The sequence below is a fragment of the Alkalicoccus daliensis genome (assembly GCF_900103955.1).
In the GTDB taxonomy this organism is placed as follows: domain Bacteria; phylum Bacillota; class Bacilli; order Bacillales; family Salisediminibacteriaceae; genus Alkalicoccus; species Alkalicoccus daliensis.
Map to the genome: position 1 here is coordinate 100814 of NZ_FNIL01000001.1, position 22579 is coordinate 123392.

Here is a 22579-nt window from a genome sequence, read left to right on the forward strand (position 1 = left end):
AGGGGGTATTCTTTAAAAGTAGAATTGTAACTTTGATTTAATTTTCAGTCTTCATCAAATCGATGTATAAAGTATAATTTCCGCTGTATGCATCTAATACCCAAATAAGAAATCAGTAATTATTAATATATGGACCGCTATTATGTAAAGAGTAAGTATTAATGAAAAGGAAGTGAGAGAATGGAATATACACCCCAAATGAAGAATAGAGTAAAAAGAGTGGAAGGACAGGTCCGGGCAGTAATTCGAATGATGGAAGAGGAAGAAGACTGCCGGGAGCTAGTCGGGCAGATGGCTGCTGCTCGTAATGCGATGGATCGTGCAATAGGCCTGGTAGTCAGTAAAAATCTGGAACAGTGTGTCCGAGAGCAGATAGAGAGTGGAGAAGATTCTGAAGAAACTATCCAGGAAGCAGTGAATATGCTTGTAAAAACAAGATAACTTTTTTGCATCAGTCCCTGAATTCCCTGGGACTGATTTGTTTATCCCCAAATAACCAACCAATGAGCGGAGTATTAAATAAAAAATTATGTACCTAATGCCTCTTTTAACAGTGCTGAAATAACTACACAGCCTGCTACCACCTGCAGAAAATAGTGAACTGCCAGGTGCTTCACACCGAGCCCTCTCGGAAAGCTTCCACTTTTACCCATCACAATATATAATTAACACCAATAAATTTTTACGGGTATCTAAGTATAATTACTTTTATCAACTAAAATACTACGGTAAAATAGTATATAGGAAGTAATGAATGTACTGAAGTTTGTCTATTTTCTATATTATAAGGACATTTGACGAGGGTAAAAAGATTAATTAGGATAAAGGAGAGGTTGAATGGAAGCTCTTTATTTATTTACTCACGCTGCAGCCGATGTGCCACCTCATGCAGTGGATTTTAATACGGGGTTAAGTGAAGCAGGAAAACAGCATTCCCAAGTCAGGGCAGAGAAATTAAAGGATATTTCCTGCATATTCAGCAGCGGTTACCGCAGCGCCGTAGAAACTACCTACATAAGCGCTGCCATTTTAGGAGTTACGTGGAGTGCATTGAAAGATCATTCACCTGTACTGCCTGGAAAACCAGTAAATTTCGAAGTGAAAAAATGGGAAGATTATGTAGCTTCTTTTTTAAAGACAGGAAAAAATATTAAAGTATCAGAGATATTGTTGGAAGATATGAAACAACAGATGAAAAGGTCAATAGATCAAATATTGATTGGACATGAGGGGAAAAATGCAGTAATAATTGCACCGTCACTGCAGCTGGTTTCCTATGCGAAAGAATTCACATCAATGAATACATATGATTTGTGGAAATTGATTGAATCCGGTGATATTATAAAAATTCATTTAAAAACCGGGAAGCTTGAACTTTTGGAAGTTTCTTTATCTGCTCAGCAGAGTTTTTGCCGGGAATATTAGGAAGCGTCCGTGTTATATTATAGGAAATATAAAAAGCGGGAGGAAAGGAATTGTGTCCAAAAGCCGAATTTTTATTGCTGTAGAAATTTTTTTCCTGCTGCTGGGAATAGCATTTATCATCTTGGCTGTGACTGGTATTTTAGCTACGGACCGCGTATTTTTGTTTATCGTATTAGGAGTTATTATAAGTTTTGGTGCATCACTTAGAATTATGATCGGTCTGCGTTCACTGCGGATGGAGAAGAGGGGGAGGTCATGAGGCTGTTAATCATAGGTGATACGCATCTGCCTAAAAAAGGACCAGAACTGCCGGTACAGGTGATAGAAGCACTATCTGCTGCAGATGTTGTTGCTCATACTGGGGACTGGCAGACACAGGGCGTTTATGAGATGCTGAAAAGCATGCACCCTCATGTAAAAGGAGTTTATGGCAATGTTGATGATGCGTATCTTTCTTCTTTCTTGCCGGACATATTGCAATGGGAGGAAGCTGGGTATCATTTTGGATTAATTCATGGGCATGAAGGCAAGGGAAGTTCCACAGAGAAACGCGTTCAGCATTCTTTTAATACAAATTTAGATGTTGTCTTTTTTGGCCATTCGCATATTCCTTATCTTCGTTATCATGGTAAAACGCTGTATATCAATCCGGGCTCTGCCACTGATAAACGGCGCGTTCCTTACCGCTCGTTTGCCTGGGTGGAAATATCTTCAAAAGGTCTGTCTGTGCGTCATGAATTTTTTTGAAGAAGCTTTTATAGACGCTGTTTAAATTAAATGCTATGATGAATGATGGATTTTATAAAATATATTTAATATGCTTATTGCAGAAGAGGTTCTAGCTAAACCCTCTATAAAAAACTAGGTTTCCTGCTTGAATCCATATCCTGATGATATGGTTTTTTCTATGAGGTGACTTCGTTTTTTAGCTGGGGAAAACTGGCTGAACGAAGCACCTCTTTTTTGTATAGTAAGCCCCTTAATAAGGGATTTTCAAATAAATTTTTGCGGATTATATAATTCTGCATTTGTCTGGATTAATTGAAAAAGGAGTCGTATATAAATGAAGAAACAGGAAAAAGCAGTAGTTGTTTTCAGTGGAGGTCAGGATAGTACTACCTGCTTGTTATGGGCAATGAAGCAGTTTGATGAAGTAGAAGCGGTAACGTTCGATTACAATCAGCGCCATAGACTGGAAATCAAAGTAGCTGAGGATATAGCAGAAGAGTTAAACATCCCGCATACGGTACTTGATATGAGCCTGCTCAACCAGCTGGCTCCAAATGCATTGACGAGAGATGATATTGAGATTGAACAAAAAGAAGGTGAACTCCCTACCACTTTTGTAGATGGAAGAAATCATTTGTTCCTGACTTTTGCAGCTATTAAAGGAAAGCAAAATGATGCGCGGCATATTATTACCGGCGTTTGTGAAACTGATTTCAGCGGCTATCCTGACTGCAGAGATGTTTTTGTGAAATCACTAAATGTAACGCTTAATTTAGCGATGGATTATGATTTTGTACTTCACACCCCCCTGATGTGGCTGGATAAAGCAGAAACGTGGGAGCTGGCGGATCAGTTACAGGGTCTTGAATTTGTACGAAATAAAACACTGACCTGCTATAACGGAGTGATTGCCGATGGATGCGGAGAATGCCCGGCATGCGAACTCCGGAACCAGGGTTTAGATGCGTATTTAAATAGAAAGGAAGCTTGATTTTTTATGTTCGGATTTCGGATTGTAGAAAAACTGCAGAAAATAGGTCAGGATATACAGAAAGAAGATTTAAAGTATCACCAGAAGCGGGTGATGGTTTCAAAAGAATTTACTTTTGATGCAGCACACCATCTGCACGAATACGAAGGGAAATGTAAAAATCTGCATGGTCATACTTATACTGTCGTATTTGGCATCAGCGGGTTTGTGGATGAGATAGGAATTATGATTGATTTTGGGGATATTAAAGAAATTTGGAAAGAATATATTGAGCCATCATTAGATCACAGGTATTTAAATGAAATGCTTCCATTAATGAATACCACAGCAGAAAATATGGTGGTCTGGATTTATGAACAGATGAATGAAGCACTGCAGCACAGGAATCAATCAGGCAGCCAGCAGTTTCGTGTAGAGTTTGTACGATTGTTTGAAACGCCAACTAGCTATGCTGAAGTGAAGCGGGAGTGGATGGAAGATGAGTAATACCAAAACACTTCCTGTGTTGGAAATTTTCGGTCCCACTTTTCAAGGAGAAGGAATGGTTATCGGTAAAAAAACAATGTTTGTGAGAACTGCAGGATGTGACTATTCCTGCAGCTGGTGTGATTCAGCGTTTACCTGGGATGGCAGTGCAAAAGACGATATCAGGAAAATGACAGCTGAAGAAGTACTGGAAAGGCTGAATTTTCTGGCACCACATAACTTTTCCCACGTTACTATTTCAGGTGGAAATCCTGCGTTATTAAAGCATATGGGGTCCCTGGTGGAACTGCTGCATGCCCAAAATGTGGAAGTAGCTCTGGAAACACAGGGGAGCAGGTGGCAGGATTGGTTTTTGCATATTGATGATCTCACTATTTCGCCGAAACCCCCAAGTTCGCTGATGAAGACAAATTTCGAAGTGCTCGATAGTATTATAGAACAATTAATGGAAGCTGGGCGTACTGCCCACGTCAGTTTAAAAGTAGTTGTTTTTAATGAAGAAGACTTCTTATACGCAAAACTGATTCATGCACGTTATCCGCAGATATCCTTCTTTCTGCAGGTAGGAAATGAAGACACCGGGGATGAAAAAGAAACCGATGATCTTGTTCCAAAACTGCTGGAAGAGTATGAAAAGCTGGTAGATCGGACAATGCAGGACAGAGATATGAATCAGGTCCGTGTCCTGCCGCAGCTGCATACACTTGTTTGGGGAAATAAGCGCGGAGTGTAAATTCATTACTTTGTGCTTTTTCTCTATGCGATGTACTATTTTTTTTATAAATGATTTGATATAATATCTTGCGTACTTTCCTAAATAAATTGAATTTAATGAATGAAAGGGGTTTAAAACCGATGGAAAAAGAATCATATCGCGTTTTGCTCTACTATTTGTATACTGATATAAAAGATCCTGAAGAACGTGCCCAGAAGCATTTGGAATACTGTAAAAGCATTGGGTTAAAAGGACGCATTTTAATTGCGGATGAAGGAATTAACGGAACAGTTTCCGGGACTTATGCCCAGACCGATCAATATATGAAAGATATGAAAGCTGATCCGGCGTTTAAAGACATCATCTTTAAAATAGATGAGGCAGATGGCCATGCCTTTAAAAAAATGCATGTACGTTACCGGCCGGAACTTGTAACTCTTCGGTTAAATGAAGAAGATGTAGATCCAAGAGAAGTGACTGGAAATTATTTAAGTCCAACAGAATGGTATGAAAAGATGCAGGACCCGAACACTATCATATTAGATGCAAGAAATACGTATGAATATGATCTTGGACATTTTGATGGAGCGATCCGCCCGGACATTGAATATTTCCGGGAGTTGCCTGAATGGGTGGATAAAAATAGGGAAATGCTCGAAGGGAAAGAAATCTTAACTTACTGCACCGGAGGGATCCGCTGTGAAAAGTTTTCAGGATGGCTCGTTGAAAAAGGATTTGATAAAGTAAACCATCTCGAAGGCGGAATTGTTTCCTATGGGAAGGATCCTGAAGTTCGCGGTCGGCGCTGGAACGGACAATGCTATGTATTCGATGAAAGAATCAGTGTGCCGATAAACCAGGAAGAGCATGTTATCGTCGGACGTGATCACTTTACGGGAGAACCATGTGAACGATATGTGAACTGTTCTAACCCTGCCTGTAATAAGCAGATTTTACTATCTGAAGAAACTGAAGCGTTCTATTTAGGTGCATGTACGCACGAGTGCCGGGTAAGTCCTCGGAACCGATATGTGATAGCGCAAGGCATGACAGAGGCAGAAGTAAATGCCCAGCTTGAAAAAATTGAAGAACACCTTCACGCTGCTCAGCGATAATTTAAAAATCCTGCTTTGGTCGCATTGATCGGAGGCAGGATTTTTCTTGTGAATTATTTGTCGCAAATTGTCGAATGTTTTTGCTTTCTTTTTTAAAATTCCCTGCTAAAATGAAGCGAGCAAGAGATTTTCTTTATAGAGAAAGGGGATTCCCCATTATGCTAGAACCACTTATCATTTTCTTTGCCCAGCTTCTTTATGTTCCTATCCTCACGCTTCGAACCATTATGATGGTAAAGTCGCAAAAAGGAAAAGCAGCTGGTCTTGGTGTGCTCGAAGGAGTTATTTATGTAGTAGCAGTTGGTCTTGTACTCAGTGATCTTTCTAACTTCTATAACATGGCAGCTTATGCAGTCGGTTTTGGAGTAGGTTTATATATAGGAGCTTATGTAGAGGAAAAACTTGCAATAGGTTACGTATCGATCGAAGCAAATATTCCTAAGGCGAATGAAGAATTAGTAAAGAGGCTTCGGGAAGTAGGATTCAGTGTATCCACTTCTACAGTGCAGGGAATCAATGCAGATCGTTATCTGCTGTATTGTACTTCCCGCAGAGACAGAGAAAAAGAATTTTACCGTATCATTGAATCTTATGAAGAAAGCGCATTTGTCGCTTCCTACGAACCACGAAGCTTCAAAGGCGGTTATATTACTAAAGGTATGCGTAAGCGAAGAGAAATTTTCAACCGTAAAAAGCAGCAGAGAGAATCAGCGTAATTTATTTTCAAATAGGGGACCTTTCATTAATCAAATGAAAGGTCCCTTTTATAATCAGTAAAAGTTTTTTTGTGTGAAGAGCTGCTATTCATATTTCGATTTCATTCGGGATACAATGTTATCTAAAGAATCCGGCTGTAGAAATTCTACAGGAGAAGCTTCTTTATCAAAGGAAAAATACTCACCTTCCAATAGCACAACATACCTTTCCCCGATTCTTGCAATTTGCAGCTGCTCTCCAAAATCCTCCAGTAAAGCATCTATTTTCATATGATCCAGCTTTAATCTCAATTTAACTTCGGGGTTTCTTTCCAGAATGGGCTGGGAAACTTCTTTTACTTTATCTTCTTCCCACCGGCCTTGAAGCGTCCGTTCTTCTGTGTTTGCCCATGCTTCAAGTACTTCCTCTTCTGCAATTCTTTCTTCGCTGTCTTCTTCGAATTCTGACAGCACAAACTCCTGTGCAGACTGGACTACTTCCAGTGCAGCAACTTCATTTTTTGTTTTAGGATACTCGACGTAGGGAAGAAAATCTTCGAAATAGTGTGCATGAGAAGCCTGATGAATTTTTATTTCCCATGGCTCTACCATTCCTTCATGAGGCATATGAGGAAATTGAATTGCTTTCATGCCTTTCGTAGAAATCGCACGGTTCACTTGGCGAAGCAAAGATTTTTCATCGCCGAGAGTGACAATATGATCTTCGAAGTCGCATTTGGTAATTAAAACAAAGGGCTGGCTGGAGTACTCAGGCAGTGAAACTTGTACCACAAGCATAATACCTCCACGATTTGCTGAAGTATGTATATACGCATCAATTACTTTGTTTGCTTCTTCAGTAAAATCTTCTGTCTGCTTCGCTTGTCTGACTCGTTCCAGCATTGCATAATTGGGATTGGAAGCAAGTTCAAAGCCCGGCTCTACCATGAACTGGCCGACTTTTGTAGCAGCTTTTGGTGTGGAAGGATGGCGGTCTGCTTTTCGAACAAGCATTTTTTTAAATTCTTCATGAAGAAATGTTTCTATGGCGCTGTTCTCGTAGTCCTCATTTCCCATAATCGTCTGTAATACTGCCTGTTTTCCGCTTCCTTCAGCGTCCTGAATAGCATAAAACGCTATAAAATTCATATTCATTTCCATTAGAATAACTCCTCTTTTATCGTAACTTGCTTAGTGTTTAATTCAGGATTATGCGCTGGCCTGGATTTCTTACGAACGCTTACTGCACACAAATGGATATTCAAACTGTGCTGGTTCTTCAGGCATCTCCAGCCGCGTTCGGAAGTACTTTAATAGTAATTTTTATATTGTGTTTGTTAAGTTCTTAGAAATCGGTGTTGAGGATGCAGTGAGCTCAAGTGATATTTAAATTTCTTTTCGAAAGAAGAGAACCAGCTTTTACAAATTGTATCATAAATTTAGATAACCAAGTGTACGTCGCTTTTCTAATAATTTTTTCCGAGATTAATACTTCTTTACAGAACTTTCATACAAGCAGAATTTAACGAAAAGTAATTTGCAGTTAAAAATAATCGAGCACAGTTTTAAATATTAATTACACCTTATCATTATGGAAAGCACCTTAAAGATAATAAGATGCAAAAGTCAATTAATCAATGGTAATATGGGTAGATAAGGAAAATGGAGGGATAAACGTTGAAGCACATTCAGACTGCAACTTTTGGACTTGGCTGATTCTGGGGACCCGATGGTCAGTTTGGCCGTCTTCAGGGAGTACTGCGGACACGAGCAGGATATGCCGGAGGAGATACAATAAACCCAACCTATAGAAAAATGGGTAATCATACAGAATGTATTGAAATCGATTATGATCCATTGATAATCAGTTATGAAGATTTACTGCATGAATTTTGGACGCTCCACAGCGGAAAAAACCATGGATACGGCGGAAGACAATATTTGTCTTTACTTTTGTTTCGTTCTAATGAAGAAAAACAGACGGCTTTGAAAGTGCGTACTATATATGAAGAGCGAAAAGGAAGTAAAATAGATACTGAATTATCCGCATTTCAAAGCTTCTATCCTGCAGAAAATTATCATCAGAAATACTCCTTAAGAAGGTTTAAGAAAGCTTGGGAACCTTTACAGAACCATTTTTCTTCAGAGGAAGATATTAGGGACTCTCTACTGGCTGCCAAGCTCAATGCTGCAGCGCAGGGAGAATTAACGATGAATGAAATTTACAGCAATCTTTCATTATGGACTGCCGATGAAAACCAACAACAGGAATGGAAAAAGCTGCTGCAGTCCGTCAAATGGTAGTTGTTAGAAGGAGATATAATTATGAATTATCAGGATTCATACCGGCAGGCCCCTGCTTCTTTTCGACATAGAAGCAGAATTCACAGCAGAAAATACGGTATTGCCGGATGGTGGATCACACGCTTTAGACAGACCGGCGCATGGGATCGAGGATTGGAAGGAGTGCTGGCAGCTATATATATTGCCAGCATATTTGCAGCAGTAATTGGTGCTTTGGGAACGCCGACTGGATTAGGTACCTGGATTGATATTATTATTTTTGTTTCAGCAAATACAGGGTTGTTTATACTTGCTGTTTTTCTGCTCAGCTTTCTTATGTCTTTGCTTTACATACCGCTGCCCAGATTAATCTTCAGTGCCTCTGCCTATACAGCATATCTGGCATATTATATTCAGGAAGAAGCGAGTCTGGGTACTTTTTTTATTACTGTAACAACCGGTATATTTATCCTCAGTGCATACGTGCTGGGAAGTTTTTTTCAAATTTGGCTGGGCAGGATGAATATTTTAAAAAAGATCCTTCTGAGTCTTTTGCCTGCTGCCTGGTTTGTTTTCTTAATTCTATTTCATCCAACAATTGAACAGCACGAATCTGAATCAGCATTTGCCGATGCTGAAAACTCCCCTTCCTTATCCCTTCCGGACCCTGGAGAGGAAGGAGAGCTTGAAGTAATTCATTTGCATTATGGAAATGGAGAGGATCGTCACAGAGAGCAGTTTAATGAAAATGTAGATCTTATTTCTACAAATGTAGATGCCTCGCTGTATATTGAAGAAAATGAATGGCCGGGGTGGCGGACAAGGTTTTGGGGGTTTGATCAAACATCCCTTCCGCTGAACGGGGAAATGTGGCTCCCTGATGGGCAAGGCCCTTTTCCATTAGTTTTGATTGCCCATGGAAATCATCGCATGGAAAATTTTTCTGATGGTGGTTACGGGTATTTAGGAGAGCACCTTGCTTCCCATGGCTATGCGGCAGTTTCAATTGATCAGAATTTTGTTAATTTCTCAAACTGGACTGGTATTCCGGACGAGGATATGAAACTTCGCGCATGGTTATTTATGCAGCATTTACTCGAGCTGCAGCGGTTTTCTGAAACCGAAGGAAATCTGCTGGAAGGCAAATTAAATATGGACTCTCTTGCCTTAATCGGTCATTCCCGCGGGGGACAGGCAGTTGCAATGGTTGCTGATCATGAAAGATTTTTTGAAAATGATCCTTCTCTGGCAGGTATAGAAGAGTTGGAAGTAACTTCTATTGTGGGGATTGCTCCTACAGATCAGGAAGTAGATGATACCCGGCCGGCGCCGGGAAATGTTAATTATCTTACTTTACATGGAGCACGGGATGGAGATGTACACAATTTCCGTGGAGACAGACAATACAGCAGAACAAGTTTTACGAATGAAGGAGACTTTGTTAAGTCAGCAGTTTATATTGCAGATGCCAACCACAGTCAATTTAATACTGACTGGGGAAGAGCGGATATGCGGCTGCCTGGAAGTCTGTTTTTAAGCAGGGAGCAGATGATGGAGCCGGAAGAGCAGCGGGAGCTTACGAAAGTGTTTATCTCCGCATTTTTTGAAGTGACGCTTCGAGAAAATGAAGAATATCTTCCTTTATTTAAAGATGTTCGTACCGGGAGGGAATGGCTTCCTGAGACACAGTACGTAACTCGTTATCTGGATACAAGCTATGAACCGCTTGTGACATTTAACAGCAGTAACCCGCGTGATACCTTCCCGGAAGGAGTTGAAGCATCCGGGGAGAATTTCACAGAATGGGAGAAAGTTTCAACAGAAGACAGAAAAGGTGGAAACAAGGCAGCGGATGGAGTTATTTTTGAATGGGATCAGGAAGGAAGCTACACTCTCTCGCTTCCAGAAGAGTACAGGGATAATTATTTCGGTGAGGATTTTAATACTTTTTCTTTTTCCATGGCACAGATGGATAAAGAATTAGAAAATTATCAGGGAGTGACAGATCCAGAACTGCACATCCGTTTTGTATTTGATGATGGGAATGAAGTGTCCGCAGCTCTTGATGATTATGACCGTCTTCCAGACTCTGTCTGGACACAGTATTCAAGGTATCCATTTTTAGAAGAGCATTTTAGAGACGGAAAATATGACGAAGCCATTCAGCCTGCGTTTCATACGCATATGATTCCTGTAGAAGCCTTTACAGAAGAAAATGTTTTAGGAGACTTAGAAGAGATTATCTTTGAGTTTTCAGAAGGACCAGGTCGATTAATTATTGATGATATTGGCTTTTTTAGTGAATAGAGCACTGATAGAAGTGCTTCAGTTTTCCTATCACAAAAAATGAAGGGTTCCCATATAAATAAAAACAGCTCTTGCCAATGTGGCGAGAGCTGTTTTTATGAAAAAGGTTTGTCCAAGATGTTTTAAATTATAATTCTTTTTCAAAAAGCTATGAAGTTCTTTGGTCTGACACGTTTTTTTCCTTTGATACTGGATCTTCAACGACATAAATATTTTTTTGTTCCGCCACCTGAGAAAGCTGCTTTAGAAAATCTTCATTATAAGAGGTTACATGAAAAGGCCGTCCTTTATGAACTTCTATTTTATGGCCGCATGTTTTTACTGCACACGTTATTTCTTCAGCATCAGGTGCAATAACATAAGAATTTCGTTTTTTACATTGTGCACAGGTGATTCTCACAAGATGTGCCAGCGCTTTTTTTTCAAAAGCTCCATTCGTTTTATCCCGGGAAAGCTTGGATTCCTGCTGAAATAGAAATGCATTTGTAGCAGCTCTGCCTGTTCGTTTAATAAGTGTTTCAAGTTTCAGTTTAGGTTTTTTATTTTTTACAGGTCGTTTTATTACTTTAATATTATCGTATTCATCAATCTCAAGAAGTCCATAGCGCTCCGGTACTTCTTCTTTTTTTAATAAGCCCGCAGGCGTTAAAATATAAGCATATGCGGCTACTGCATCGTAGCCAAGCTCTCCCTGCAGCACTTCATCTCGTAAAAAATCCGAACGGGATGCTTTTACTTCCACAATTCGTGCTTCTTTTCGTTTCATATTGATTCCCACAGCATCTGCTGTTCTTTTCCTGCGCTGCACCACAAATTTCACTTCCGTAGCGCACAAGTCTGTCATTTTTGCTTTTAACCAAAGCAGCGCCTGGTGTTTGAGATGCTGATGCGTGTTACTTTCCATAATTTTTTCATCCTCCACCTGCTAAAAAATAAATACGTCCACAAGAAATATTCCAATCAGAATGACTTGAATTAATCCTTTGGCAAACGTACTGGTAAGAAAACCAAATAAAGTTCCGACTGCTACTTTTGCGGCTTCTTTTGCCGGTTTTTTCTGCGCAAGTTCCGTAAGCATGACAAGTATAAACGGTACTATAAAAATTCCAAATGGAGGAATAATAAAACTTCCTGCAAGCAGGCCGATCGTAGCAGCAGTCATGCCGTGCTTTGTTGACCCGTATTTTTTCACGAAATACATACTGGCAATGTAGTCTGCAACAAACAATACAATGGTTAATAATAAGAGAGAAAGCCAGGTCCACCAGCTTACAGCCCCTCCATCTATTAAAAATGCATAAAGTCCTATTGCTGCCCAGATAACAAGAACAGAAGGAATAATAGGATATAATAAACCGATAAAACTTAGTATAAATAAGGCAGCAATCACTACCCAAACAAGCACTTCCATGTAAATCCTCCTTAAGATAACGGATTTGGCCGCCCTGCAAAAGCCTGCAGTTTTTTCATTAAATGAGGCGCATTCCGCAGTACATAATAACTTTTCCCCGAACCTCGATAGTTCGGATTTTCCACAATAATATTTTTAGCATTTAATGCAGCAACATTTGCTGTAGGAAAAGGAATTAAACATATATGGTCTTTGTTTGTATACTGAAGCAGCCGCCAGAGCGTTTTCTTTTCTTCCAGGGGAAGTTCTTTTAACGCTGTATACACTGCCTGCTCTGATACAGGAAGATCATGCAGAGATAATTTCATTCTCCCTTACTCCTTCCTATCTTTCATTCGTGATAGAATGCGCTCTATATAGTATAATGGAAAATGGAACCAATCAAAACTATTTGGGATTACTGCAGAGTGATGAAGGAGGAATATTGAAATGAAAGCGTTTGTACATTTAGGAATATCCGGAGTGGAAAACACTCGCATAGAAGAAATTACATCACCTGAGCCTGGTCCTTTAGAGGTAAAAGTAAAAGTCATTACAGCTGGACTTAATCATCGCGACTTATTTATTCTTGATAGAAACAAAGAAAAAACACCGCTTGTGCTCGGCTCGGATGCGGCTGGGATCGTAGAAGAAATTGGCAGCGATGTAGAAGGAATCTCTGTGGGCCAGGAAGTGGTTATTAATCCCGGCTTAAATTGGCCGGAAGAAAGTGAAGCACCGCCGGAAGATTTCCAGCTTGTTGGTTTTCCGGGCAATGGTACTTTCGCAGAGTTCGCAGTGGTCCCTGCTGCCAACCTGGAACCGAAACCTCCCCATTTTACCTGGGAAGAGGCAGGGACATTTTCGCTCGCTGCGCTTACTGCTTACCGTGCACTTGTCACACGTGCAAATTTACAGCCTTCCCATACGTTATTGCTGCCTGGAGCCGGCAGTGGAGCGGTTACTTTTATGCTTTTATTTGCAAAAAAAATAGGTGCCCGGGTGATCGTTACTTCCCGCTCTGAAGAAAAGAGAAAAAGAGCTTTGGAATTAGGGGCGGATAAAGCAATAGACAGTGAAGGGGACTGGAACGAGCAGTTGGAAGAAGAGAAAGCAGATATAGTGATAGACACTGTAGGGGCAGTTACCTTTCAAAAATCGCTGGACCAGTTAAAAAAGGGCGGAACCATGGTTATTTTTGGTGCTTCTGCGGGAGACGAAGTCACCCTGAATCTGCGCTCGTTTTTTTATGGACAGTATAATCTGCTCGGCAGCACGATGGGGAGCCATGAGGAATATCAGGATATGCTTGCTTTTATAAGCAAACATAATATTCATCCTGTAGTAGACAAGGTGTACCCGCTTGAAGAAGCAGCAGAAGCAATGAAGTATTTGGAAAAAGCTTCTCAATTTGGAAAAATAGCATTGAGAGTAGCTGATGAAAAGGAGGAACTGTAATGTATTTTCCCGGTCATAAAGTAGAGCAGTTTTTTCGGACGTATGTCATCCAGAATTTCTCGATTTCTTCAGATGAAAGCCGTCTTTTATTTTCCACAAATTTAAATGGGAAAATGAATATATGGGCAATGGAACTTCCACATGGCTTTCCTTATTTATTTGCCCATACAGAGCAGTCTGCCCAGTTTATGCAGGAAGATGAAGATAAACAGTTTGTATTAACTGCTTTAGATGAAGATGGGAATGAGAATTATCAGTTACAGGCAGTTCCTTTTGAAGGAGGCCTGCCCCAGCCGTTATTTGATGCTCATTCAGGGGAGAAACATTTTTTTCAGGAAATGAAAGAAGACGGAAGTATATATTTCGCAACGAGTAAAGATAATCCTAGTTTTTTAAGCGGGTATCGGTACCAGCCGGATACAAATTCCTTAACCAAGCTGTATGATGGGAAAAAAGGGGCGACGTTTATTAATGCCGTAAGCCCTGACGGCTCCAGTATTGTAGTAAGTGAACTGCGTGCAAATACGCATATTGCAGCTTATGCAGTAAATAAGGATGGTGAATGGAAGAATCTCAGCCGTAATCCTGATGAGGTGCATGTAATTAATGACGCTGTTTTTATTAACGAGGAAGAATTGTATTTTGTAAGTGATGAAAATTCAGAGCATGCGTATATTGTGCATATGAATTTATCCACTGGGGAACGTACCTTGGTAATGTCACTTGCGGAAGAAAGCGTGTCTTCCATTAAGTGGCATAAAGAGACCAGTACACTTTTCTTCAGTGTGACAAAAGGGGTAGAGGATCTATTATATGCCTGGACGCCGGATAAGGATAGTGAACCCAGGCCGCTGCATGCACCTGTAACTGTCCTGCAGCAATTGACAATCTCTAAAGGCGGCAATGTGTATGTGCTCGGGATGAAAGCAGATGAACCGTTTAACATACATAAGTATGATGGGACACGCTGGTCTTCCATTACAGAAAACAGAGTGCTTGGAGTTCCCAAGCAGGATATGGTCACCCCGCAAATTGTTACTTATGAGACTTTCGATGAGAAAAAAATTGAATCTCTCTGGTTTCCCGCAAAGCCGGAAAAATCCAATGGTCATGTTATTTTTTGGCCGCATGGTGGACCACAGGCGGCAGAGCGTAAACAATTTCGTGCAATGTTCCAAAGTTTTCTGAATGAAGGGTATTCCATCTTTGCCCCTAACTTCCGGGGAAGCACCGGATATGGTGCATCTTTTACGAAGCTTGTAGAACAGGACTGGGGACATGGACCGCGTCTGGACTGCGTCGCCGGAATAGAATGGCTTTTTTCAACTGGAAAGTGCTCCAGAGATAAACTGTTTTTGGTGGGTGGAAGTTACGGGGGCTACATGGCGCTGCTGCTGGCAGGACGTCATGGAGAATATTTCAGGGCAGTAGTAGATATTTTTGGCGTCTCAAATTTGTTTACATTTATGAAGTCTGTGCCTGAACACTGGAAGCCGATTATGAACCGCTGGCTCGGCGACCCGGAAAAAGATAAGGAGCGCCTGGAGCGGGATTCGCCAATTACCTATTTACGCTCGATGACAAAACCGATGCTGGTGATTCAGGGTGCGAATGACCCACGGGTAGTAAAAGAAGAATCTGATCAAATTGTGGAAGCACTCCGCCGTCAGGGAACCTCTGTAGATTATGTGGTGCTGGAAGATGAGGGCCATGGGTTTTCAAAAAAGGAAAATGAAATCCGCGTTTACAAAGATATGCTGAATTTTCTTGCACAGCATCAATCTTCATAACAGATTTTCATTGAATATAAAAAGGAATCCAAGGCTTTTAGCTGGATTCCTTTTTTTGCCGTGACCGATCAGCTGACCAAGTCAGAAAAATATTTAATTATTTGTTTCTTCTCTGATAATTGACTGCGCAGGGGAAGTGTGGTTTAATGAGAACATAAGTTCCCTTATCTGCTGTTTAGCGCTTAAAAAATCGGGTAAAGAATATCACTATTGATTATTGATTCATCTTTTTAAGGATATCTTCACGGGGATCCCAGCAATTGAATTTATATTCCGGCCTGGTATCAAATCCGAGACGAATGCATGAATAACGCATACCTTTTTCTGTTTTCACTGCAGAGAAATGTTTGCAGGTGGCACAGCAATGGTAACGGGATGGCATTTGTATAACCCCCTTTTTGTATAGTGTATCAAAAGAAGTCTGTAACTGCTTTATGTTTATAAAGGAGGAGATCGTTCATGACAAAAGTTATTGCATTTACCGCGGGTGAATCAGGCGCCGGAGTGACGACTGCCGCTGCAAATATAGGAGCTTCTCTTGCACTGGCAGGGAAAAGTGTGCTGCTGGTGGAATTTGACAGCCGATTTTCTCTCCATAAGTACGCGGGAATGAAAGCCGGAGGCACAACATATGCCGCTTCTTTATTCTATGCGTTTGCTGTGGTGGAAGAAGCAGGCGAAATAATCAAGGAAGCACGTGACTCAGAAGCGGATTTTGTTTTGGTTGATCTTGGAAGCAATACAGAGCAGTTCGAACTTCTTTCTTTTTGTGATGAAGTGGTTGTGGTGACAGCATTGGAAGAAGCTGCATTGCAGCGTACGGATTTTGTGCTCGGACAGTTGGAATCAACTTTCGGCCTGAATCCTAAACTGTTGGTAAACCGTTTTGATGTGGAAGCATCTGTAGGCGTGGACAAATTGATTGAAAATACACTGACAGACAGAATTGTCGGATTTGTGCTTGATTCTGATTCTTTTTCCTTTTATCAGGATCCGGTTGCAGTATACCCTACGGAAGAAAATGGACTTCGCTTCCGGCATATCAGCCGTAATTTAAAAGAAGACACCTACCGTAAATACAGAACACTTCACTATCCGCGGTCTTCAAATAAAACATGGAAAAAAATCACTCGTTTTTTACATGCCGATACAGCAGCAGGGGAGCGGCCACAAGCGAAGTGAGGGAATGACTATGTGGATAGTTTTTATTGTTTTAACTGCAGTTATCTTTACAGCTTATTACTATGTAAAAATGAAAAGAAAGAGAACGCTGGAAAAGGCAAAACTTTATGACCGTGCCTACTATACAGTGGCCAGGTTTTCCAGCAGGAATCCCAGGAAAAAAAGATCTTTGTAATCACTATACTTAAAATAAACAGCGTTGCCCTCACTTTTTACGGGCAACGCTGTTTTTTACTGCTGCTTTATTTTATGCAAAGGCAGAACAGCGTGGACACCTTTCACACCATTTACTACCTGCGTAATCCGTAAATCTACTACAGCACTTGCAAGGGCGGCTGCCTCTTCCCGGGATATTTTATACGTTTCCGCTGTACGGCGGATAATATCCCTCAGCGCATTTGCTGCAGCTATATTCAGATCAGTATCGAATCCGAAAGAAATTAATCCTGCAGGAGTTAAGGCATACGGCTGTGTGATTGTCTGCTCTTTATGCAGATGAATTGTGAGTACAACTTCATCCATCGGACATTCAATTGCAGTGCCGCTGACTTCACCGTCACCTTGCGCAGCATGTCCATCTCCGACATACAGTCCTGCTTCCAATACTTCTACAGGTAAAAACAGCCTGCTGCCCGCAGTTAATTCTTTACAGTCAATATTTCCTCCGGTGTAATAGGGAGGGGAAGTAGGATGCACTCCCCGTCCCCTCGGCTGTAAACCAATCAATCCCAGGAACGGATTCATAGGTACGGTAAAATTTTTCCCGGCTATTACTGTTGTTGCCTCTCCGGTGGAGGAATCAAGGATCCAATCCAGCTGTTTTTTCTCTGCAACGTTTATCTGCATTGCTTCGTTCTGCCACGAAGTGCCGCCGCCTCCCCAGTTTCGCCCATACCAGCCGGGCACGAGTTTTTCAATATGTATTTCTACTGTCATTCCCTGGGCTGCACCTTCAATATGCACTGGCCCTATTACAGGGTGCTTCGGGGAAGATTCTTCTTCTGCTGGATGGAAAATTTTCCGGGGAGTATCTTTGTCTGTGCTGTACCCCCATTCGATATCAGGAGTAGTTAAACATAGGGTATCACCAGATGAAATTGTAACTGCAGGAGAGTACTCCCGGCTGAAGGATCCGCGCAGGTTTTCGGAAGTGAGCGGTATATTATGTAGTGCCATGCATAATCATTCCCTTTTTCAAATTTATTACGATGATGACATATTTTTCACTTAAAAGAAAGCGGGAAGCATAATGATAAAAATATGTTCTTGAAATTTAACGTTTTTTCTTTATTTATAATGGCCTCCAATCTTAGCAGCACGTTCTTTTGCCTGCGCTTTTTTAAGAAGAGAGGAAGCACGCATCACCGAAGTGCGTCCGTATTTTTCATTCAATTTATCCATAGTAAAGCCGAGCTGATGACGGCCGGTACGTACTTCAGGCGGTTCAAACAAACTTAACTGCAGCCCGTTGTCAGGAGAAAGGGAAGATAAAGATACATGCAGGCGGCTGACAGGGGTGCCGTCCCAATGCAGTTCCAGCAGCTCAGTTACCGTCTGGAAAACCTCCATTGTAATATTTGTAGCTTCCTCCCGGGTCCGCTGTCTGTGAAAGCCTCCTTCAGTACCGCTTACACCTAAAGAAACGGTATTCCCCGTGACAAACGACTTCCGTGCCCGTCTGCAGACTTCTTCACAGAGTTCGAGTGCTACAGTGCGGATATCTTCCTCTTCTGCATATTCTCCAGGAAGAGTCATTCCATTCCCGATCGCTTTGCGGCCGCCCAGCGTATTCAGTGCCACCGGAGAATAATCAATACCATGCGCATTCATCCATAATACCTGCCCGTGGATTCCCCATATACTCCGCACCTGTTCTGCTTCCATAGCTGCAAAGTCACCGATAGTCTGTACCCCGCGCAACCGTAAATTGCGGCTCATTTTCTTCCCTGCACGAAAAAGCTTTTCAATAGGGAGAGGCCAAAGTTCTTGAGAAAGACTGTTTTTATGCAAGGTGAAAATACCTCTGGAATTCTTTTTTGCAAAGGTATCACATGCCATCTTGGCAAGCACTTTATTTTCCCCAATCCCAATCCGGGAATAGAGACCGAGTTTCTCCATAATTTTTTCCTGTATTTGCAAGGCTATTGTTTCCGGACTGCCAAATAAGTACTCGGATCCGGAGACATCAAGAAATTGTTCATCAATACTGTAAGGCTCCACGCGGTCTGTAAAGTCTTCCAGAAGTTCTGTAATTTGCAGAGAATAGTCAATATAGTCCTGCATATGAGGAGGAACTACTGTTAAAGAAGGACATTTTAACAGGGCTTCCCGGAGTCGTTCCCCATTTTGCACACCAGCCTGCTTAGCGATCGGACAGGCAGCTAAGATTACACCCGAGGGCCGGGAGGGATCTCCTGACACTACCAGCGGCTCCCCCGGAGAAAGCTGGTACCTTTGCTGCTCCACAGAAGCGAAAAAAGACTGCATATCAATTAAAAAGACAGCTCGATTCATTTCTTTCACTCCTTTCAGGCATAATTAATTCCATCATATCGACTGCTTTCGGGAGAGTCAAGAACGTATGTTCTCTTATGGGGTTATTACCCTAAGGGAAGAGGACGTAACCATCAAATGTTACGCTTTTAATTACAGCGAAGGCAGTATGATTTTTAATACTTTAAAATAAAGCTGCCTTGAAAATAAAAGTTCGTTAAAAAGAAGTAATACTGCTGCTTCACTTTCGGAGAGGCTTGCCCAAGGGCTTGTTCTCGACTAATTTTGGCGGAAAGATCGTCCGCCAAAATGGATTCTCGAACGGCGCTGGTCCTTTGGATGTCCTCTCCTTCGTTACACAGCAGTATTAATTTTCACCTTTGATGGTGCAGTTTCTTTCTGCATGAGTGTCTCTGTTAATGCTCATGGCTTTTACGCATAAAAAGTGAATTTATTTTAATGGTTATTAATTTTCAACAGGTCTTATACTCAAAAAGCTGTGAGTAAAGGTTTAAACAGCTAAAACTATTTGGTTGAAGTTAGAAAATTTGTTAACTGAACCTTACTTTCACTAAGTTTGTGTAAGAGCCATGTTCATTGTTGATAAGGGAAAATGAAAAAAACCGCCTCATAAAATAAATGAGACGGTTCAGTCCGCTTTCGTTAATAATCTTACCAGGCGTTTTCTGTAAATAACCGTTTTACTCCCTTTACCTGGAGCTGTTCAAAAGGAGCCCGGCCACCTATAGAAAGTTCAATACATGCTTTGGTACGGAGCTTGCAGTTTACATATATCACTAAATCATCGACATCGCAGCGGTAATAGTCTTCGAGTTCCTCTGGCTCTTCGTGACTGATTTCATGATCTACAAGAATTCTCTTATTCTTAATCAGACCAGGGAAAACAAAAGGATCGATTGTTGTAACTCCGCCCTGCAGCCGGAGCCATTGTTTTGTCCGTTCATTCATACGGATATCCATATATTCATTCCTCCAAAAATAATATGAAAGAGCCAAAAACTATTCAGCTCGATGCCAATGAAAAACATGATAATCAAGTTCTTCCTGCCCCAAATTTAAACGGAAAATAAAGCCGCGTAAATAAACCTTTATACCTAAATTTGATTGCCTGCAGAAAAAAGGAATTTTTTTAAATTTTTGAGAAACATAAAAATGAGTGAAAGCGTTTGCTGTGCCGCGCTTTCAGGGCTGTGCTACAATAAATCGGAATGAAATAAAAAAATAAAACAGGGGTGAAAAAGATGAAAAAAATTATGCTTGGCACCAGTGAAGTGGAAGCAGGAGAAATAGCTTTAGGATGTATGCGGATGGATCAGCTTTCGGTGAATGAAGCAGAAGAAGTGATTAAAACATCGTTAGATGCAGGAATTGACTTATTTGATCATGCAGATATTTATGGAAAAGGTAAATCCGAAGAAGTATTTGGCAAGGCAGTAGATCTGCGTTCTTCTATAAGAGATCAAATTGTGCTGCAGTCAAAATGCGGGATAAGAGACGGGTTCTTCGATTTTTCTAAAGAACATATCATACGCTCAGTGGAAGGAAGTTTAACACGTCTCGGAGCAGAAAGTTTGGATGTGCTTTTACTTCATCGCCCGGATGCGCTCATGGAGCCGGAAGAAATTGCTGCAGCATTTTCAGAGCTGAAGCAGGCAGGGAAAGTGAAGCACTTCGGAGTAAGTAATTTACGTCCAGGACAGACAGAGCTTTTAAGAAGCCATGTGGAGGAGCCGTTGTTAATTAACCAGCTCCAGCTGAGCCTGATGCACACCCCTATGCTGGATGCAGGGTTTAATGTAAATATGCATAATGAAGCGGCTGTAAATAGAGAAGGGCAGCTGCTGGAATATACAAGGAGAGAAAGCATGACACTGCAGGCTTGGTCTCCATTGCAGCATGGAATGATCCAGGGACCGTTTGTAGGAAATAAAGATTTTCCGGAAGTAAATAAAAAACTGAATGAACTTGCGGAAGAAAAAGGAATTACTGCAACTGCAATTGCTATCGCATGGATTCTGCGAATACCAGGAAGTATGCAGCCGGTAATAGGTTCTATGAATAAAACGAGAATTAAAGAAATAGCTCAGGCCTCTCGAAATACGCTTTCCCGAAAAGAATGGTATGAGCTTTACCGTGCAGCAGGAAACGATCTTCCATAAAGAAAAAGGAGGCGGGACGAATCGTACGCGGCTCTATATTTATGATACTTGTCGTAATATTTTATTCCGGAAATATCCTGACAGGAAAAGCAATCAATGATCTTCCGCCTTTTACAATTGCTTTCTTTCGATTGTTACTTGCTTTTTTGCTGCTCTTACCAATTGCATACAGCTCCGCCTGGAAAAACAGACAGCTGTTCTGGGAGTGGAGAAAGCCGTTTTTTTGGATGACACTCTCCGGAGTTACTTTTTTTAATACATTTATATATGGATCACTGCAGTTTACTACAGCAACAAATGTTGCAGTGCTGGAAACGGTAATTCCGGCAGTAACAATTGTATTAGCTGCAATGGTTATTAAAGAAAGACTCGGAAAATGGCAGTGGGCAGGAGTCGGGTTATCGCTGTTTGGCGCCCTGTGGGTGGTAGCGGACGGAAGACTGCTTGGACTGGCACAGATCAGCTGGAATCCCGGGGATGCAATAATGATCGGAGCAATTGTGAGCTGGTCCGTTTATTCTCTGTTGGTAAAAAGCTATATGCATCTTTTTCCTGCACTCGCAGCGCTGCTTGTAATGAATGCTGTATCCGTACTTGTCCTGCTGCCATTTGCAGCAGGGGAATGGCTGTTTCTAGGGCTTCCTGACCTTACCTCAGGACCAGCACTGACCGGAATATTATATTTAGGGATCTTTCCATCGGTGGTAGCTTTACTTCTGTTTAATCGCGCCGTTCATCTGCTTGGAGCCTCCCGTGCTTCTGTTTTTTTAAATCTGCTTCCGGTGTTTACCATTGCTGGAGCTGCCGTATGGCTCGGAGAAGATATCTCAATCAGGCAGATGGCAGGAGCAGGTTTTGTAATGGCTGGTGTTTATTTGACCACCCATCTCAAACGCTGAAAAAAAGAAATTGGAAAAAGGGGTTTCTTTTTTTGGGCAGGTGTACTATAATAAGAATTAGCTTATTGAGGTTCGGCTATGAAAGTAAGAAGAATAACTTAATGAAAGTTTCTCTTGCAAAAGTAAAAGAACGACTCAATCAAGTAATAAAACAGCGGTCTAACAGAAAACAACCGCGCAGGAGGATTTTAGCATGACACAAGGTACAGTAAAATGGTTTAACGCAGAAAAAGGTTTCGGTTTCATCGAGGTTGAAGGACAAGACGACGTATTCGTACACTTCTCCGCAATCCAAGAAGAAGGTTTCAAGACGCTTGAAGAAGGTCAGTCTGTTAACTTCGAAATCGAGCAAGGACAGCGTGGACCACAAGCTGCTAACGTAACTAAGGCGTAATTGTCTTACACTCAAACTTTCGTTTATTAGAAAGTTTTGCAGCATGT

23 protein-coding genes and 1 pseudogene are annotated in these 22579 nt (G+C 41.3%); 17 read left to right on the top strand and 7 right to left on the bottom strand.

What is annotated here, in order from left to right; translation table 11 throughout:
- Positions 1-180: 180 nt before the first annotated feature.
- The 9 genes from BLP92_RS00530 to BLP92_RS00570 all read left to right on the top strand — a co-directional run bounded on the left by BLP92_RS00530 (position 181) and on the right by BLP92_RS00570 (position 6177).
- On the top strand, positions 181-441 hold the full coding sequence (locus BLP92_RS00530; RefSeq protein ID WP_090839534.1) for a metal-sensitive transcriptional regulator: 261 nt from the start codon (positions 181-183) through the stop codon (positions 439-441).
- 396 nt (positions 442-837) lie between these two features.
- Entirely contained in the window at positions 838-1425 is a 588-nt protein-coding gene (locus BLP92_RS00535; RefSeq protein WP_090839536.1) for a histidine phosphatase family protein, read from the top strand.
- Between the two features lie 52 nt (positions 1426-1477).
- Positions 1478-1684, top strand: coding sequence for a hypothetical protein (locus BLP92_RS00540; RefSeq protein ID WP_090839538.1), 207 nt, complete (start codon positions 1478-1480; stop codon positions 1682-1684).
- A complete protein-coding gene (locus BLP92_RS00545; RefSeq protein WP_090839540.1) occupies positions 1681-2172 on the top strand; it encodes a metallophosphoesterase family protein in 492 nt (163 codons plus the stop codon). Before BLP92_RS00540 ends, BLP92_RS00545 begins: the two co-directional genes overlap by 4 nt.
- A gap of 316 nt (positions 2173-2488) precedes the next feature.
- Entirely contained in the window at positions 2489-3145 is a 657-nt protein-coding gene (gene queC / locus BLP92_RS00550) for a 7-cyano-7-deazaguanine synthase QueC (protein ID WP_090839542.1), read from the top strand.
- A gap of 6 nt (positions 3146-3151) precedes the next feature.
- On the top strand, positions 3152-3631 hold the full coding sequence (gene queD, locus BLP92_RS00555; RefSeq protein WP_090839544.1) for a 6-carboxytetrahydropterin synthase QueD: 480 nt from the start codon (positions 3152-3154) through the stop codon (positions 3629-3631).
- Positions 3624-4364, top strand: coding sequence for a 7-carboxy-7-deazaguanine synthase QueE (gene queE, locus BLP92_RS00560; RefSeq protein WP_090839546.1), 741 nt, complete (start codon positions 3624-3626; stop codon positions 4362-4364). Before queD ends, queE begins: the two co-directional genes overlap by 8 nt.
- 122 nt (positions 4365-4486) lie before the next feature.
- Entirely contained in the window at positions 4487-5461 is a 975-nt protein-coding gene (trhO, locus tag BLP92_RS00565; protein WP_090839548.1) for an oxygen-dependent tRNA uridine(34) hydroxylase TrhO, read from the top strand.
- Between the two features lie 158 nt (positions 5462-5619).
- Positions 5620-6177: a DUF2179 domain-containing protein gene (locus BLP92_RS00570; protein ID WP_090839550.1), complete on the top strand. Its 558-nt coding sequence runs from the start codon at positions 5620-5622 to the stop codon at positions 6175-6177.
- A gap of 84 nt (positions 6178-6261) precedes the next feature.
- Here the strand turns inward: BLP92_RS00570 and BLP92_RS00575 are convergent, their stop codons facing one another.
- Entirely contained in the window at positions 6262-7317 is a 1056-nt protein-coding gene (locus BLP92_RS00575; RefSeq protein ID WP_090839552.1) for a DUF3900 domain-containing protein, read from the bottom strand.
- 567 nt (positions 7318-7884) lie between these two features.
- On the opposite strand from BLP92_RS00575, the pseudogene BLP92_RS00580 reads away from it, so the two are divergent.
- Positions 7885-8460 (top strand): annotated as a pseudogene (locus BLP92_RS00580) (peptide-methionine (S)-S-oxide reductase); the annotation flags it as partial.
- Positions 8461-8481: 21 nt separating this feature from the next.
- Positions 8482-10746, top strand: a complete 2265-nt coding sequence (locus tag BLP92_RS00585) for an alpha/beta hydrolase family protein (protein ID WP_090839556.1) — start codon at positions 8482-8484, stop codon at positions 10744-10746.
- Positions 10747-10894: 148 nt separating this feature from the next.
- Here the strand turns inward: BLP92_RS00585 and BLP92_RS00590 are convergent, their stop codons facing one another.
- The 3 genes from BLP92_RS00590 to BLP92_RS00600 are packed head-to-tail and all read right to left on the bottom strand — an operon-like array spanning position 10895 to position 12465.
- A complete protein-coding gene (locus BLP92_RS00590; protein WP_090839558.1) occupies positions 10895-11650 on the bottom strand; it encodes a hypothetical protein in 756 nt (251 codons plus the stop codon).
- 21 nt (positions 11651-11671) lie between these two features.
- Positions 11672-12157 carry a DUF456 domain-containing protein gene (locus BLP92_RS00595; RefSeq protein ID WP_090839560.1) on the bottom strand — a complete coding sequence of 162 codons (486 nt, stop codon included), beginning with the start codon at positions 12155-12157 and terminating at the stop codon, positions 11672-11674.
- Between the two features lie 11 nt (positions 12158-12168).
- Positions 12169-12465 (bottom strand): hypothetical protein, encoded by a 297-nt coding sequence (locus tag BLP92_RS00600; protein WP_090839562.1) that lies wholly within the window; start codon positions 12463-12465, stop codon positions 12169-12171.
- Positions 12466-12586: 121 nt separating this feature from the next.
- Between BLP92_RS00600 and BLP92_RS00605 the strand changes: the two genes are divergently transcribed.
- The 3 genes from BLP92_RS00605 to BLP92_RS00615 all read left to right on the top strand — a co-directional run bounded on the left by BLP92_RS00605 (position 12587) and on the right by BLP92_RS00615 (position 16566).
- Positions 12587-13594: a zinc-binding dehydrogenase gene (locus tag BLP92_RS00605; RefSeq protein WP_090839563.1), complete on the top strand. Its 1008-nt coding sequence runs from the start codon at positions 12587-12589 to the stop codon at positions 13592-13594.
- On the top strand, positions 13594-15384 hold the full coding sequence (locus BLP92_RS00610; RefSeq protein WP_090839565.1) for a S9 family peptidase: 1791 nt from the start codon (positions 13594-13596) through the stop codon (positions 15382-15384). Before BLP92_RS00605 ends, BLP92_RS00610 begins: the two co-directional genes overlap by 1 nt.
- A gap of 459 nt (positions 15385-15843) precedes the next feature.
- Positions 15844-16566 (top strand): nucleotide-binding protein, encoded by a 723-nt coding sequence (locus BLP92_RS00615; RefSeq protein WP_090839567.1) that lies wholly within the window; start codon positions 15844-15846, stop codon positions 16564-16566.
- Between the two features lie 231 nt (positions 16567-16797).
- On the opposite strand, the gene BLP92_RS00620 is transcribed toward BLP92_RS00615, so the two are convergent.
- From BLP92_RS00620 to BLP92_RS00630, 3 genes are all read right to left on the bottom strand, one after another.
- Positions 16798-17742 carry an acetamidase/formamidase family protein gene (locus BLP92_RS00620; RefSeq protein WP_090839569.1) on the bottom strand — a complete coding sequence of 315 codons (945 nt, stop codon included), beginning with the start codon at positions 17740-17742 and terminating at the stop codon, positions 16798-16800.
- A gap of 111 nt (positions 17743-17853) precedes the next feature.
- The gene (locus BLP92_RS00625) at positions 17854-19080 is read right to left on the bottom strand and encodes a DNA polymerase IV (protein ID WP_090839571.1); all 1227 of its coding nucleotides are present in this window, start codon (positions 19078-19080) and stop codon (positions 17854-17856) included.
- A 651-nt stretch (positions 19081-19731) separates the two neighbouring features.
- Positions 19732-20040: a hypothetical protein gene (locus BLP92_RS00630; protein ID WP_090839573.1), complete on the bottom strand. Its 309-nt coding sequence runs from the start codon at positions 20038-20040 to the stop codon at positions 19732-19734.
- A 281-nt stretch (positions 20041-20321) separates the two neighbouring features.
- Here BLP92_RS00630 and BLP92_RS00635 point away from each other — a divergent pair, with 281 nt between their 5' ends.
- From BLP92_RS00635 to BLP92_RS00645, 3 genes are all read left to right on the top strand, one after another.
- Entirely contained in the window at positions 20322-21239 is a 918-nt protein-coding gene (locus BLP92_RS00635; RefSeq protein ID WP_090839574.1) for an aldo/keto reductase, read from the top strand.
- A gap of 20 nt (positions 21240-21259) precedes the next feature.
- Positions 21260-22138 (top strand): DMT family transporter, encoded by an 879-nt coding sequence (locus BLP92_RS00640; protein ID WP_280138080.1) that lies wholly within the window; start codon positions 21260-21262, stop codon positions 22136-22138.
- 193 nt (positions 22139-22331) lie between these two features.
- Positions 22332-22532 carry a cold-shock protein gene (locus tag BLP92_RS00645; RefSeq protein WP_090839577.1) on the top strand — a complete coding sequence of 67 codons (201 nt, stop codon included), beginning with the start codon at positions 22332-22334 and terminating at the stop codon, positions 22530-22532.
- Positions 22533-22579 lie beyond the last annotated feature (47 nt).

Excerpts from the sequence above, each read along its gene's own strand:
- BLP92_RS00530 (WP_090839534.1), top strand. The coding sequence starts at position 181 with ATGGAATATACACCCCAAATGAAGAATAGAGTAAAAAGAGTGGAAGGA.
- BLP92_RS00535 (WP_090839536.1), top strand. The coding sequence starts at position 838 with ATGGAAGCTCTTTATTTATTTACTCACGCTGCAGCCGATGTGCCACCT.
- BLP92_RS00545 (WP_090839540.1), top strand. The coding sequence starts at position 1,681 with ATGAGGCTGTTAATCATAGGTGATACGCATCTGCCTAAAAAAGGACCA.
- queC (WP_090839542.1), top strand. The coding sequence starts at position 2,489 with ATGAAGAAACAGGAAAAAGCAGTAGTTGTTTTCAGTGGAGGTCAGGAT.
- queD (WP_090839544.1), top strand. The coding sequence starts at position 3,152 with ATGTTCGGATTTCGGATTGTAGAAAAACTGCAGAAAATAGGTCAGGAT.
- queE (WP_090839546.1), top strand. The coding sequence starts at position 3,624 with ATGAGTAATACCAAAACACTTCCTGTGTTGGAAATTTTCGGTCCCACT.
- trhO (WP_090839548.1), top strand. The coding sequence starts at position 4,487 with ATGGAAAAAGAATCATATCGCGTTTTGCTCTACTATTTGTATACTGAT.
- BLP92_RS00570 (WP_090839550.1), top strand. The coding sequence starts at position 5,620 with ATGCTAGAACCACTTATCATTTTCTTTGCCCAGCTTCTTTATGTTCCT.
- BLP92_RS00575 (WP_090839552.1), bottom strand. The coding sequence starts at position 7,317 with ATGGAAATGAATATGAATTTTATAGCGTTTTATGCTATTCAGGACGCT.
- BLP92_RS00585 (WP_090839556.1), top strand. The coding sequence starts at position 8,482 with ATGAATTATCAGGATTCATACCGGCAGGCCCCTGCTTCTTTTCGACAT.
- BLP92_RS00590 (WP_090839558.1), bottom strand. The coding sequence starts at position 11,650 with ATGGAAAGTAACACGCATCAGCATCTCAAACACCAGGCGCTGCTTTGG.
- BLP92_RS00595 (WP_090839560.1), bottom strand. The coding sequence starts at position 12,157 with ATGGAAGTGCTTGTTTGGGTAGTGATTGCTGCCTTATTTATACTAAGT.
- BLP92_RS00600 (WP_090839562.1), bottom strand. The coding sequence starts at position 12,465 with ATGAAATTATCTCTGCATGATCTTCCTGTATCAGAGCAGGCAGTGTAT.
- BLP92_RS00605 (WP_090839563.1), top strand. The coding sequence starts at position 12,587 with ATGAAAGCGTTTGTACATTTAGGAATATCCGGAGTGGAAAACACTCGC.
- BLP92_RS00610 (WP_090839565.1), top strand. The coding sequence starts at position 13,594 with ATGTATTTTCCCGGTCATAAAGTAGAGCAGTTTTTTCGGACGTATGTC.
- BLP92_RS00615 (WP_090839567.1), top strand. The coding sequence starts at position 15,844 with ATGACAAAAGTTATTGCATTTACCGCGGGTGAATCAGGCGCCGGAGTG.
- BLP92_RS00620 (WP_090839569.1), bottom strand. The coding sequence starts at position 17,742 with ATGGCACTACATAATATACCGCTCACTTCCGAAAACCTGCGCGGATCC.
- BLP92_RS00625 (WP_090839571.1), bottom strand. The coding sequence starts at position 19,080 with ATGAATCGAGCTGTCTTTTTAATTGATATGCAGTCTTTTTTCGCTTCT.
- BLP92_RS00630 (WP_090839573.1), bottom strand. The coding sequence starts at position 20,040 with ATGGATATCCGTATGAATGAACGGACAAAACAATGGCTCCGGCTGCAG.
- BLP92_RS00635 (WP_090839574.1), top strand. The coding sequence starts at position 20,322 with ATGAAAAAAATTATGCTTGGCACCAGTGAAGTGGAAGCAGGAGAAATA.
- BLP92_RS00645 (WP_090839577.1), top strand. The coding sequence starts at position 22,332 with ATGACACAAGGTACAGTAAAATGGTTTAACGCAGAAAAAGGTTTCGGT.